The sequence below is a fragment of the Mycobacterium colombiense genome (assembly GCF_001672755.1).
In the GTDB taxonomy this organism is placed as follows: Bacteria; Actinomycetota; Actinomycetes; order Mycobacteriales; family Mycobacteriaceae; genus Mycobacterium; species Mycobacterium colombiense_C.
Map to the genome: position 1 here is coordinate 77,895 of NZ_LZKI01000073.1, position 12,856 is coordinate 90,750.

Annotated in this window: 15 protein-coding genes; 10 read left to right on the plus strand and 5 right to left on the minus strand. The window is 66.4% G+C overall.

Translation table 11 applies throughout. The features are described 5' to 3' along the window. Positions 1-44: 44 nt before the first annotated feature. Positions 45-278: a MarR family winged helix-turn-helix transcriptional regulator gene (locus A5708_RS10095; RefSeq protein WP_231117863.1), complete on the minus strand. Its 234-nt coding sequence runs from the start codon at positions 276-278 to the stop codon at positions 45-47. Between the two features lie 49 nt (positions 279-327). On the opposite strand from A5708_RS10095, the gene A5708_RS26165 reads away from it, so the two are divergent. Beyond that, positions 328-501, plus strand: a complete 174-nt coding sequence (locus A5708_RS26165; protein WP_231117864.1) for a hypothetical protein — start codon at positions 328-330, stop codon at positions 499-501. A 13-nt stretch (positions 502-514) separates the two neighbouring features. Here the strand turns inward: A5708_RS26165 and A5708_RS10100 are convergent, their stop codons facing one another. From A5708_RS10100 to A5708_RS10115, 4 genes are read right to left on the minus strand one after another with little or no spacing between them, the layout of a single operon-like run. After that, positions 515-943, minus strand: coding sequence for a carboxymuconolactone decarboxylase family protein (locus tag A5708_RS10100; RefSeq protein WP_065028480.1), 429 nt, complete (start codon positions 941-943; stop codon positions 515-517). Next, entirely contained in the window at positions 943-1,800 is an 858-nt protein-coding gene (locus tag A5708_RS10105; RefSeq protein ID WP_065028481.1) for an NAD(P)-dependent oxidoreductase, read from the minus strand. The genes A5708_RS10100 and A5708_RS10105 overlap by 1 nt, the downstream gene beginning before the upstream one ends. Further along, positions 1,797-2,546 carry an SDR family oxidoreductase gene (locus tag A5708_RS10110; protein WP_064951354.1) on the minus strand — a complete coding sequence of 250 codons (750 nt, stop codon included), beginning with the start codon at positions 2,544-2,546 and terminating at the stop codon, positions 1,797-1,799. Before A5708_RS10110 ends, A5708_RS10105 begins: the two co-directional genes overlap by 4 nt. A gap of 30 nt (positions 2,547-2,576) precedes the next feature. Next, positions 2,577-4,046, minus strand: a complete 1,470-nt coding sequence (locus A5708_RS10115; RefSeq protein WP_065028482.1) for an aldehyde dehydrogenase — start codon at positions 4,044-4,046, stop codon at positions 2,577-2,579. Between the two features lie 210 nt (positions 4,047-4,256). Here A5708_RS10115 and A5708_RS10120 point away from each other — a divergent pair, with 210 nt between their 5' ends. From A5708_RS10120 to A5708_RS10160, 9 genes are all read left to right on the plus strand, one after another. After that, a complete protein-coding gene (locus tag A5708_RS10120; protein ID WP_065028483.1) occupies positions 4,257-4,892 on the plus strand; it encodes a TetR/AcrR family transcriptional regulator in 636 nt (211 codons plus the stop codon). Further along, a complete protein-coding gene (locus tag A5708_RS10125) occupies positions 4,893-6,110 on the plus strand; it encodes a cytochrome P450 (protein WP_065028484.1) in 1,218 nt (405 codons plus the stop codon). After that, positions 6,111-6,935 (plus strand): SDR family oxidoreductase, encoded by an 825-nt coding sequence (locus tag A5708_RS10130; protein ID WP_065028485.1) that lies wholly within the window; start codon positions 6,111-6,113, stop codon positions 6,933-6,935. After that, the gene (locus A5708_RS10135) at positions 6,932-8,287 is read left to right on the plus strand and encodes a cytochrome P450 (RefSeq protein ID WP_065028486.1); all 1,356 of its coding nucleotides are present in this window, start codon (positions 6,932-6,934) and stop codon (positions 8,285-8,287) included. The genes A5708_RS10130 and A5708_RS10135 overlap by 4 nt, the downstream gene beginning before the upstream one ends. A 12-nt stretch (positions 8,288-8,299) precedes the next feature. Then, positions 8,300-8,509, plus strand: a complete 210-nt coding sequence (locus A5708_RS10140; RefSeq protein ID WP_065028487.1) for a ferredoxin — start codon at positions 8,300-8,302, stop codon at positions 8,507-8,509. Between the two features lie 5 nt (positions 8,510-8,514). Further along, positions 8,515-9,060 (plus strand): hypothetical protein, encoded by a 546-nt coding sequence (locus A5708_RS10145; protein ID WP_065028488.1) that lies wholly within the window; start codon positions 8,515-8,517, stop codon positions 9,058-9,060. 149 nt (positions 9,061-9,209) lie between these two features. Then, positions 9,210-10,337, plus strand: coding sequence for an NDMA-dependent alcohol dehydrogenase (locus tag A5708_RS10150; protein ID WP_065028489.1), 1,128 nt, complete (start codon positions 9,210-9,212; stop codon positions 10,335-10,337). A 24-nt stretch (positions 10,338-10,361) separates the two neighbouring features. Beyond that, positions 10,362-12,416 (plus strand): FAD-dependent oxidoreductase, encoded by a 2,055-nt coding sequence (locus A5708_RS10155; protein WP_065028490.1) that lies wholly within the window; start codon positions 10,362-10,364, stop codon positions 12,414-12,416. A gap of 17 nt (positions 12,417-12,433) precedes the next feature. After that, on the plus strand, positions 12,434-12,853 hold the full coding sequence (locus A5708_RS10160) for a ketosteroid isomerase family protein (protein ID WP_065028491.1): 420 nt from the start codon (positions 12,434-12,436) through the stop codon (positions 12,851-12,853). Positions 12,854-12,856: the final 3 nt, after the last annotated feature.

Here is a 12,856-nt window from a genome sequence, read left to right on the forward strand (position 1 = left end):
TCAGACTAGCCCGGTCAAACGGCCCACGCCCACCGTCCCCGGATTCAGACGATTTTCTCCAGCAGCGCCCTGAGGTCGTTGCGCTGCGCGACGGTGAGGCGTCCGAGGCGCTTGTCGAACTCGGCGGAGAGCAGCGTCAGGCCTTTCCTGGCGGCCTGGCGTCCGGCCGGGGTGAGCAGCAGCCGGTGGCGACGCAGATCGCACGGGTCGATCTCACGGCGCACGAACCCCGCGGCCTCGAGCCGCTTCAGGCAGCGCGCCGTCTCGTCCGTCATCATCGGGGCGCGCCGGCTCTCCCAGCTCGAGGACAACGTCCGGGCCGTCGACGTGAACCTGAGCGCCGACGAGCTCGCCCGGCTCGGCGCGCTGACCAAGCCGCGGTTCGGATTCCCGCATAACATGCTGGAGATGGCGCCGGGCATCATCAACGGCGGAACGACGATCAACGGGGTGGCCGGGCCGATCTCCGAATACGTGATGCCCGAAGGCGTTCAGCCGTAGTGAGATTGGTGGATCACTCGCCCGAGTGCATCTTCAACGCGGCATCCACGTTGGCCTTCTTGTCCTCACCGGATCCCTTCGCCGCGGCCTTCTTGCGCTTGGCCACCACGGCGTCAACCGCGCCGTTGAGCGCCGAACCCAGCGGGAAGCCCAGGTAATGGGTGAGGAAGACGGCCATCTCCTTCAGCTCGGTCTCGGTGAGCTCGCCGTTGAGAAGTGCTGCGTTGATCTGGATTTCGGCCAGGTCGCGGTTGCCGATCGCGGTGACCGCCGTCAGCGTCATGATGCGCTTGTCGCGCATCGACAATCCCGGTCGCGTCCAGATGCTGCCGAACAGGTGGTCCACGGTCAGGTCGAAGTACGCGTCGCCTTCGACGTTGGGCATCTCCCAGCCGTAGACCTCGTTCATCTTTGCGAGACCCTTGCTGCGCAGCTCGTCCATCACGCCTCTTTCTCTGTGTGCGGAACCCCAAGGCTCGCGGCCAACCGCTGGTAGGCCAATTGGGCGAGCGGCAGGTCGACCGACACCGCCTCGCCGAGGGCAAGTGCCAGGCTCAGGTCCTTCTCCCCCAGGCCGCGGGTGTGCACGAAGGGCTCGTATAAAAAGTTGTCCGGCTCAATGTCTTTCATGTTGTCGCGGACCATGATCGCACCCGGACCGCTGGTGAGCGCGTCGGTGTGGCGGACCACCCGGCCCAGGGCCTGCAGGTCCAGCCCGGCCGCCTCGGCCAGCTTCATGGCCTCGCACGCCGCGGCGTACGAGGTGAACGTCAACATGTTGCGCGCCAGCTTCATTCGGGTTCCTGCGCCCGGCTCACCGGCGTGGACGACCATCGCCGCCCAGTGTTTGAACGCCGGCTTGATCTTCTCGTAGACCTCGCGCTCGGCACCCACCATGGTGGCGAGCTCGCCCTTCGCCGCCGCGGCGGCCCCGCCGCTGACCGGCGCGTCGACGATGTGGATGCCCCGCGGCTTGTGTTCGGCCGAGAGCTCGACCGCCGTGGTGTCGCTGATGGTCGAGTGGATCGCGAGGACGGTCCCGGGTTTCGCGTGGGCCGCCAGCTCGCCGACCACCTCACGCACCTGGGCGTCGTTGAGCACGGTGATGTGGATGATGTCGGCGGCGGCGATGTCGGCGACGCTGTCAGCCAGGCTGGCACCCTTTTCGACCAGCGGGGTCATCGCCTCGGTGCGGATATCGTAAACCGTTACCCCGCCGGGCCATTCGATCATCTTCGTGGCCATCGGCGCGCCCATGTTGCCCAGCCCGATGTACCCCAGCTTGAGATTGTCGGTCATGATCGGATTATCTGCCCGCCGTCAACGTTGAAGATCTGTCCGGTGATCCACGACGCCTCGTCGGAGAGCAGGAACAGGCACATGCCGACCAGATCCGCAGGCGTTCCCATCCTCGACAGCGGCAGACCCTTGACGATGTCGTCGACCATCTCTTTGGGGGTGGTGGTCCGGTTGGCCTCGGTGTCGATGGGGCCGGGGGCGATCGCGTTGATCCGGATATTCTGGCCACCCAGTTCGCGGGAGAGTTGTTGCGTCAGGCCGTTGAGCCCGACCTTGGCCAGGGCGTAGTAGTTCGCGTAAAGCCAGGCGGCGGTGGACGACTGGTTGACGATCGCTCCGCCGCCGCGCTTGGCCATCTTCTTGTACACCGCACGGGTGCACCACAGCGCGCCGTCCAGGTTCACGCTCATGAACTTGCGGTAGTACTCCGGGTCGATGGTGAGCAAGAAGTCGAGCTTCATGCCGCCGAAGATCGCGGCGTTGTTGACCAGGTAGTCGATGCCGCCGAACTCGGCCAGCGTGCGGTCGGCCATCTCCTTGGCGGATGCGGGGTCGGACACGTCGACCGGGATGCTGATGGCGGTGCCGCCGTCGGCGACGATCTGCTTGGCGACCGCGTCGGCGGCCTCGGCGTTGATGTCGGCGACCACCACCGCCGCGCCCTCGCGGGCCAGCGCCTCGGCGTACGCCTGCCCGATGCCGCCGCCGGACCCGGTGACGATGCCGACTTTATTCTCGAATCGCATGTTTTCCTCTCGGTCGCCTATTTGGCGCGGTCACTGCACAGCTGTGGCAATGGTTTTGATTTCCAGGTACTCCTCGAAGCCGGCCACGCCCATTTCGCGTCCGTTGCCGGATTGCTTGTATCCGCCGAACGGCGCGTCGGCGGAGTACCAGACGCCGCCGTTGACGTTGACGGTGCCCACCCGCATCCGCGCGGCGAAGTTGGCCGCACGCTCGGGGTCGGCGCCGAACACGGTGCCCGACAAGCCATATGGCGAGTCGTTGGCGATGCGCAGCGCGTCGTCTTCGCCGTCGTAGGCGATCACAGTGAGCACCGGCCCGAAGATCTCCTCCCGGGCGGGCCGCGCGTCGTTGGTCAGGCCCGCGATGACGGTGGGTTCGATGAAGAAGCCGCGGTCTTTGTCCGCCGGGCGGCCGCCGCCGCAGGCGAACGTCCCGCCCTCGGCGATCGCCAGATCGAGGTAGCTCTGCACACGGTCCCGTTGCCGCGCGGAAATCACCGGCCCGCACACGGTTCCGGAGTCGTCGGGATCACCGGGCTTGATCGAGCCCATGGTGCCCGCAGCGATGGCGACGGCCTCGTCGTAACGGGCCCGCGGCACCACCAGCCGGGTCGTGATGGCGCAGCCCTGGCCGGCGTGCATGGCCGCGGTGAACGCCGACATCGAGCACGCCCCGCCAAGGTCGGCATCGTCGAGAACGACGAAAGCCGACTTGCCGCCCAGCTCCAGGAACACCCGCTTGATGGTCGCGGCGGCATCGCCCATCACGGTGCGGCCGGTCGCGGTCGACCCGGTGAACGAAACCATGTCCACCCGAGGGTCTTTCGAGAGCAGCGCGCCCACCCGGTGGTCGTTCGACGTGATGATGTTGACGACGCCGGGCGGGAAGTCGGTGTGTTCGGCGATGATTTCACCGAGCACCGCTGCACACCACGGTGTATCCGGTGCGGGCTTGAGCACCACGGTATTGCCGGCGGCCAGCGCTGGTCCCAGTTTGGCGAGGTTGATCTGGTGCGGGAAGTTCCACGGGGTGATGGCGCCGACGACACCGACGGCTTCCCGCGCGATCGTGCGCCGGGTCGGGATGCCCATCGGCGATGCCTGGCCGAGGTCGGAGTTCCACTCGTAGGACTCGGCGGTGTCGGCCGCGAAGCTCAGGTCGCCGACCGGTCCCTCCAATTGGGCGGCCGAGGTGAGCATCCGGGGGGCGCCGACCTCGGCGATGGTGATGTCGCGCAGTTCTTCGATGTGCTCGCGCATCGCGTCGCGCAGCTGTCGTATGCAGCGCACCCGCAATTCGGTGTTGCGGGACCAGTCCGTCTCGTCGAAGGCGCGCCGCGCGGCGTCGATGGCGCGGTCCATGTCGGTGGCGTCGGCGTTGGCGGCGACTCCGAGCACCTCCTCGGTAGCCGGGTTCACCGTGGGGAAGTTGCCGGCGCTGCCGGCCGACAGCTTGCCGTCGATGAAGAGTTCACTCACGCCGTCGGCCAACAAGGCCATCTCCCGCTCCCGTCTGCGCGCGGCCAACCCGGCACGCCAATCTGGTGGACAGTTGTCCGATATTGTCCGATCGAACCATAGTCGCCAGGTTCCCGGCGGTGCAAGGGCCGATCTCGAACGTCGCCCGAAATGCTGGAATAAATGGCCATTACACAGCATATTTGTGCCGCGGGCTTGCTTCACGCCATTTCGATCCACTAGCTTGGACATGTGTCCAGCGACGCACTGGTGACGATCACATCCGACGGCGACCGCCAGACCGGTCAGCCGGCCCGCAACCGTCGCCAGGAGGAGACCTTCCGCAAGGTGCTGGTGGCCGGCATCGAGACATTGCGGGAGAAGTCGTACGCCGACCTGACCGTGCGCGCGGTCGCCGCCCGCGCCAAAGTCGCTCCGGCCACCGCGTACACCTACTTCTCGTCGAAGAACCACCTGATCGCCGAGGTCTATCTGGACCTGGTGCGGCAGGTTCCGTTCTTCACCGACGTCAACGACCCGATGCCGGTCCGAGTGGACAAGGTGTTGCGCCACCTGGCGCTGGTGGTCGCCGACGAGCCGGAGGTGGGCGCCGCGTGCACGACGGCATTGCTCGGCGGCGGCGCCGATCCGGCGGTGGGCGCCGTGCGCGACCGCATCGGGGCGGAGATCCACCGGCGCATCGCGACGGCGATCGGGCCCGGCGCCGACTCGAACACGGTGGCCGCGCTCGAGATGATGTTCTTCGGCGCATTGGTACAGGCCGCCAGTGGCCAGTTCACCTATCACCAGATCGCCGACCAATTGGCCTATGTAGTGAACCTGATCCTGCCCGGCCCCGGGAACACAAGCCAGGAGACAAGAACCTAAATGACCGTCCATGTGGGCGACCACGAGCTGGTCCTCGATCCCTACGACTACGACTTCCACGAAGATCCGTACCCCTACTACAAGCGGCTGCGCGACGATGCGCCGCTGTATCGCAATGACGAGCTGAAGTTCTGGGCGTTGTCGCGGCACCAGGACGTGCTGCAGGGATTCCGCAACAGCACAACGCTTTCCAACAAGTTCGGCGTCTCCCTGGACCCGGCGTCGCGAGGCCCGCACGCCAGCAAGACGATGTCGTTTCTGGCGATGGACGATCCCGCCCACCTGCGGCTGCGGACGCTGGTCTCAAAAGGCTTCACCCCGCGCCGCATTCGCGAACTCGAGCCCCGCGTCACCGAGATCGCGACCCAGCATCTCGACGCGATGCTGGCCAAGGCAAAGGACGGTGCGGTCGACTACGTCGACGAGTTCGCCGGCAAACTGCCCATGGACGTCATCTCCGAGTTGATGGGCGTCCCCGAGCCGGATCGGGATCAGGTGCGGGCCTGGGCCGACGGGGTGATGCACCGCGAGGAGGGCGTCACCGACGTGCCGCCCGAGGCGGTGGAGGCCTCCCTCAACCTGATCGTCTACTACCAGGGCATGGTGGCCGAGCGGCGCGACAAGCTGACCGACGACCTGACCTCGGCGTTGCTGGAGGCCGAGATCGACGGCGACCGGCTCACCGATGACGAGGTGCTCGGCTTCATGTTCCTGATGGTGATCGCGGGCAACGAGACCACCACCAAACTGCTTGCCAATGCCGCGTTTTGGGGTCACAAGAACCCGGATCAGCTGGCGCCGGTCTACGAGGACCTGTCGCGGGTGCCGCTGTGGGTCGAAGAGACCCTGCGCTACGACACCTCCAGCCAGATCCTGGCCCGCACCGTGGCCGGCGATCTCACCCTCTACGACACCACCATTCCCGAGGGCGATGTCCTGTTGCTGCTGCCCGGGTCCGGGCATCGCGATGAGCGGGTCTTCGACAAACCCGACGACTACCTGATCGGGCGCGAAATCGGGCCCAAACTATTGAGTTTCGGTAGCGGCGCACACTTCTGCCTGGGCGCGCATCTGGCGCGGATGGAAGCCCGGGTCGCGCTCACCGAGTTGTTCAAGCGAATCCGCGGCTACGAGGTGGACGAGGCCAACGCCGTCCGCGTCCACTCGAGCAATGTCCGCGGATTCGCTCACCTACCAATGAGCGTGGAGGTCCGCTGAATGCCCCGGTTTGAACCCTTGCCCGACCGCCGGCCCGCCATCGTGGCAGGTGCGTCCTCCGGCATCGGAGAGGCAACCGCCATCGAACTCGCGGCGCACGGCTTTCCCGTCGCCCTCGGCGCCCGCCGGGTCGAAAAGCTCGACGACATCGTCGGCAAGATCAACGCCAACGGCGGCGAGGCGGTCGGATTCCACCTGGATGTCACCGATCCGAACTCGGTGAAATCGTTTGTCGCACAGTCGACCGAGGCGCTCGGTGATATCGAGGTGCTGGTGGCCGGCGCCGGTGACACCTACTTCGGCAAGCTCGCCGAGATCACCACCGACGAGTTCGAGTCGCAGTTGCAGATCCACCTGGTCGGCGCCAACCGGCTGGCCGCCGCGGTGCTGCCCGGCATGCTCGACCGGCGACGCGGCGACCTGATCTTCGTGGGTTCCGATGTGGCCCTGCGCCAGCGGCCACACATGGGCGCCTACGGCGCGGCCAAGGCCGCCCTCGTCGCGATGGTCACCAACTTCCAGATGGAACTCGAGGGCACCGGCGTGCGGGCCTCGATCGTGCATCCCGGCCCGACGAAGACGTCGATGGGTTGGAGCCTGCCGGCCGAGAAGATCGGACCCGCACTGGAGGACTGGGCCAAGTGGGGCCAGGCCCGGCACGACTACTTCCTGCGCGCGGCGGATTTGGGACGCGCCATCACGTTCGTCGCCGAGACACCGCGCGGTGGCTTCATCGCGAACATGGAGCTTCAGCCCGAAGCCCCGTTGGCCGACAACAAAGATCGCCAGAAACTCGCACTCGGCGAAGAGGGGATGCCGTCATGACTTCCACTGCCACTGTGCCCCGGGTTTCCGGCGGCGAAGAAGAGCACGGCCACCTCGAGGAATTCCGCACCGACCCAATCGGTTTGATGAAGCGCGTCCGCGACGAGTGTGGCGACGTCGGCTGGTTCCAGCTGGTGGACAAGCACGTCATCCTGCTGTCCGGCGCGGGTGCCAACGAGTTCTTCTTCCGGTCCGCCGACGAAGACCTCGACCAGGCTGCGGCGTACCCGTTCATGGCGCCGATCTTCGGCAAGGGTGTGGTGTTCGACGCCAGCCCGGAGCGGCGCAAGGAGATGCTGCATAATTCGGCGCTGCGCGGCGAGCAGATGAAGGGCCACGCCGCGACCATTGAGGCTCAAGTGAAGGGGATGATCGCCGACTGGGGTGACGAGGGCGAGATCGAGCTGCTCGACTTCTTCTCCGAGTTGACCATCTATACCTCGACGGCCTGCCTGATCGGCGTGAAATTCCGCAACCAGCTCGACCACCGGTTCGCGGAGTATTACCACGAGCTGGAACGCGGCACCGACCCGCTGTGCTACGTCGACCCGTACCTGCCTATCGAGAGTTTCCGGCGTCGCGATGAGGCCCGCGTCAAACTCGTTGCGCTGGTGCAGGAAATCATGAACCAGCGGCTGGCCAACCCGCCGGAGGACAAGGCCGACCGCGACATGCTCGACGTCCTCGTGTCGATCAAGGACGAGGACGGAAACCCGCGGTTCTCCGCCGACGAGGTCACCGGGATGTTCATCTCGCTGATGTTCGCCGGGCACCACACGAGTTCCGGGACCTCGGCGTGGACCCTGATCGAGTTGATCCGGCATCCCGACGTGTACGCCGAGGTGCTGGCCGAACTCGAGGAGCTCTACGCCGACGGCCAGGAGGTGAGTTTCCATGCGCTGCGGTCGATTCCGAAGCTGGACAACGTTGTCAAGGAGACGCTGCGGCTGCACCCGCCGCTGATCATCCTGATGCGGGTCGCCCAGGGCGAGTTCGAGGTCGAGGGCTTTCCGATTCACGACGGCGATTACGTCGCGGCGTCCCCGGCGATCTCGAACCGGATTCCCGAGGACTTTCCCGACCCGGATGCGTTTAACCCGGACCGCTACAACAAGCCCGAGCAGGCCGACATCGTCAACCGGTGGACCTGGATTCCGTTCGGCGCGGGCCGGCACCGCTGCGTCGGCGCCGCGTTCGCCCAGATGCAGATCAAGGCGATCTTCTCGGTCCTGTTGCGCGAGTACGAGTTCGAGATGGCGCAGCCCGCGGACAGCTATCACAACGACCACTCCAAGATGGTCGTGCAGCTGGCCCGGCCGGCCAAGGTCCGTTACCGCAAGCGCAGCGCGTAAGGAGTAAGTCCGATGGGCGGATTCAGAATCGAAGCGGATCTGGATTTGTGTCAGGGCCACGCCATGTGCGAACTGGAGGCGCCCGACTACTTCCGGGTGCCCAGGCGGGGCAAGGTCGAGATCGTCGACCCCGAACCGCCCGAAGACGCCCGCGACGAAATTGAGCGCGCGGTCGATATGTGCCCAACGCAAGCACTTTTCATCAAAGAGAAAGAAGATTGAGGACAATGGCGTCACACTCGCGCGAAGATCTCGAGGCATGGGTCGACCGCTGGCTGCAGGCCAACAAGGACTGCGAGAAGGCCGGTGACTGGCGACCGTTGGCGGACTTCTACACCCAAGATGCCACCTACGGCTGGAACATCGGCCCCAAGGAAGACGTGATGTGCGTCGGCGTCGACGAAATCCGCGACGTCGCCCTGGGGCTGGAGATGGAGGGCCTGGAGAACTGGGTGTACGAGTACCAGAAGGTGCTCATCGATGAGAAGCAGGGCGAGGTGGTCGGCTTCTGGAAGCAGATCGTCAACAAGACCGACGGCACCCAGGACGAGATCTACGGCATCGGCGGCAGCTGGTTCCGGCTCAACGGTGACCGGCAGATCGAGTGGCAGCGCGACTTCTTCGACTTCGGTCACGTCGCGTACATGTTCGGCAAACTCATCGAGTCCGGCGACCTGAGCGAGGGCATGCAGAAGCGGATCGAACGCAGCATCGCCGGCGAAAAGCTGCCCGGTTACTACCCGCTTGGCGAGGCCCCCGTCCCCATCTGGTGACAGCGGGAGCCAACCAAGCATTTGATTCGTTGCACGCGCTATGCTGACGCGACAAGGGTGCCTGTGGCACCCGTCACCTAGCTGGCCGGCATGAAGGGCCGGTCAGCGCTGATCAATTCATTCAAAGGCGAAATGGGGTCAGGACCATCGTGAAGACAAAAGGCGCACTGATCTGGGAGTTCAACCAGCCCTGGTCTATCGAGGAAATCGAGATCGGCGACCCGCAAGCGCATGAGGTCAAGATCCAGATGGAAGCGGCGGGCATGTGCCACTCCGACCATCACCTGGTCACCGGGGGCATCCCGATGGCCGGATTCCCGGTGCTGGGCGGCCACGAGGGCGCGGGCATCGTCACCGAGGTCGGTCCGGGTGTGGAAGACATCGCCCCGGGTGACCACGTCGTGCTGTCGTTCATCCCGTCGTGTGGGCAGTGTCCGACCTGTCAGGCCGGCATGCGCAACCTGTGCGACCTGGGCGCCGGCCTGCTCGGCGGCGCCGCGGTGTCCGACGGCACCTTCCGCATCCAGGCCAAGGGTCAGAACGTCTACCCCATGACGCTGCTGGGCACGTTCTCCCCGTACATGGTCGTGCACCGCAGCTCGGTGGTGAAGATCGACCCGTCCGTCCCCTTCGAGGTCGCCGCGCTGGTCGGCTGCGGCGTCACCACCGGCTACGGTTCGTCGGTCCGCACCGCTGACATCCGCCCGGGCCAGGACGTCGCCATCGTCGGCGTCGGCGGGGTCGGCATGGCAGCGCTGCAGGGAGCCGTCAACGCCGGCGCCCGCTACATCTTCGCGATCGACCCGATCGAGTGGAAGCGCGACCAGGCGCTCAAGTTCGGCGCCACCCACGTCTACCCCGACATCATGGCCGCGATGGCGGGCATGGCCGAGGTCACCTACGGCCTGATGGCCCACAAGGTCGTGGTCACCGTGGGCGAGCTCCAGGGCGCCGACGTCGACAACTACCTGAACATCACCCAGAAGGGCGGCACCTGCGTGCTGACCGCCATCGGCAGCCTGCTGGACACCAACGTCAACCTGAACCTGGCGATGCTGACCCTGATGCAGAAGAACCTGCAGGGCACCATCTTCGGTGGCGGCAACCCGCAGTACGACATCCCGCAGCTGCTGTCGATGTACAAGGCCGGCAAGCTGAACCTGGACGACATGATCACCCGCCAGTACAAGCTGGAGCAGATCAACGACGGCTACCAGGACATGCTGGACGGCAAGAACATTCGCGGCGTCATCCGGTTCACCGACGCCGACCGGTAACCACTTATCAGCCGCGTCCGCTCAGTGACCGGCTTCGGCCACCTGATGGCGCCGGGACGAATCGGCGCCATGAGCGTGCGCAACCGCCTGGTCATGTCTCCGATGGAGACGATGTACGGCACGCCGGACGGACTTCCGTCGGAGCGCACCCGCGATTACTTCGCGGCACGTGCCCGCGGCGGGGTCGGACTGATCACGTTGGGCGCCACCGGGATTGACCATCATCACCCTGAGACTCCTGGCGGCCTGCACCTGGCCACCGACGACGCCGTGAGCGCGCACCGGGCGCTGGTGGAGGTGGTGCACGAGCACGGCGCCAAGATCCAGCCCCAGATCGTGCACGCCGGGCCCGACGGCCTGGGGCCGGAGATCTTCGGTGTCGAATCGTTGGGGCCCTCGGTGATTCCCTCCTACCTCACCGGGCGCCCGTCGGCCGAGATCAGCGCGCAGCAGCTGACCGGGGTGTTCGATCTGTTCAAGGCCGCGGCCCGGCGTGCCGTCGAGGCCGGCTACGACGGTATCGAGCTGCACGCCGCGCACGGCTACATGCTGCTGGGTTCCTTCCTTGCGCCGCAACGCAATCGGCGCACCGACGACTACCGCGGCGACTCGGCGCGCGGCAGGGTGCGGGTGGTGCTCGAGGCATTGGCCGCGATTCGCTCCGAGATCGGCGATGCCCTGCCGATCACGCTGCGCATTTCCGGGTACGAACGCGTCGCCGGGGGCCGGGCTATCTACGAAACCGCCCGGCTGGCACCCGAACTCGTCGCTGCCGGCGTCGACGCCTTCCACGTCAGCGGCGGGGTGATCGATCGGCTGGTCACCGGCATGGTCAACGGCGCCGACGACGGCGACGAACTCAACGTCGGAGCCGCGGCCGCGGTCAAGCAGGTGGTCGATGTGCCGGTCATAGCCGTCGGCCGCATCCACGACCCGGCCGGCGCGGAGCGGATCCTGGCCGACGGCCGCGCGGACTTCATCGCCATGGGCCGTCCACTGTTGGCCGACCCCGACCTGCCGCGCAAGATTGCATCCGGCGAGGCACACCGGGTCCGCAAGTGCATCTCGTGTGAAAACTGCATCGACGCAATGGAACAACGCTTCTCCGTCGACTGCGCGGTCAATCCGCGTACCGGCAAGGAGCGTCAGCTGTCCGCGTCCCGCACCGACCGCGCGAAACGGGTGGTGGTGATCGGCGGCGGACCGGCAGGGCTGGAGGCCGCGCGCGTCGCCGCCGAACGCGGCCACCACGTCACGCTGTTCGAGCGCGCCCCACAGCTGGGCGGGGCGTTGCGCTGGGCGTCGGTGCTGCACCCGGAGAACCAGCCGTTTCTCCGCTATCTGTGCGACGAGCTCAAGGCAGGCACCACCGAGGTGCGGCTTGGCCACCCGGCCTCGGTGCACGACGTCGTCGCGGCCGCACCGGACGCCGTGGTGGTGGCCACCGGCGGCCGCGTCGTCATACCCCACATTCCCGGCGCCGATCGCGCGCACGTGCACACCGGGCCCGGGCTGCGCGAATTACTCAGTGGCCGTGCGCAATCCGGTGCTCCGACCTGGCAGCGCATCGGCGCCTCCGCGTTGTCCGGCTGGCCGCAGCGGCTCTTGCGGCCAGCCGCGATCCGGTTAGCCAGCCGGGCGTGGATGCCGATCGGACGCCGCGTCGTCATCGTCGGCGCCGACCTGGTCGCCCTCGAATTGGCCGAATTCCTTGCCAGCCGGGGCCGGTTGGTGGCCATACTCGAAGCCGGCAAGGACATCGCTCCCGAAGTGGGAAACAAGCGCAAGACCGAACACATGGATCGTCTCGACCGGCTTGGCGTCACCGTGCACGTCCGCGCGGCCATCGAACACATCACCGCCGATGCGGTGGAATTCACCCCCGCGGGCGGAACGACCCGGCGACTGGCCGCCGACAGCGTCGTGCTGGCCGGCACGGTCGAGCCCGACACCGCCCTGTTCGACGCGATCGTCGACGCCCTGCCGGGCGTCGAGGTGCACGCCGCCGGCGACTGCACCGGACTCGGCCTGATCCGCAAAGCCACCGAGGAAGGCGCGCGCGCCGCGTGCGCTATTTAGTGACAGGAGAAACCACGATGACCCAAACCGCCCAAACCCCCGCACTGACGGCGTCGCAATCGTCCTGGCGTTGCGCACAGGGCAAGGACCGCGAGGGCTGGCTCGCGCTGATGACCGACGACGTCGTCATCGAGGACCCGATCGGCCAGTCCGTCACCAACCCCGACGGCACCGGGGTGCGCGGCAAGGAGGCCGTCGGCGAATTCTTCGACAACAACATCGCGCAGAACCAGCTGACCATCACGTGTGAGGAGACGTTCCCGTCGAGTTCGCCCGACGAGATCGCTCATATTCTGGTGCTGCAGAGCAGGTTTGAAGGCGGCGTCACCAGCAAGGTGCGCGGTGTGTTCACCTACAAGGTCAACGAAGCCGGCCTGATCACCAACATGCGCGGGTACTGGAACCTCGACGTGATGGAGTTCGGCAAGGAGGACTGAGTC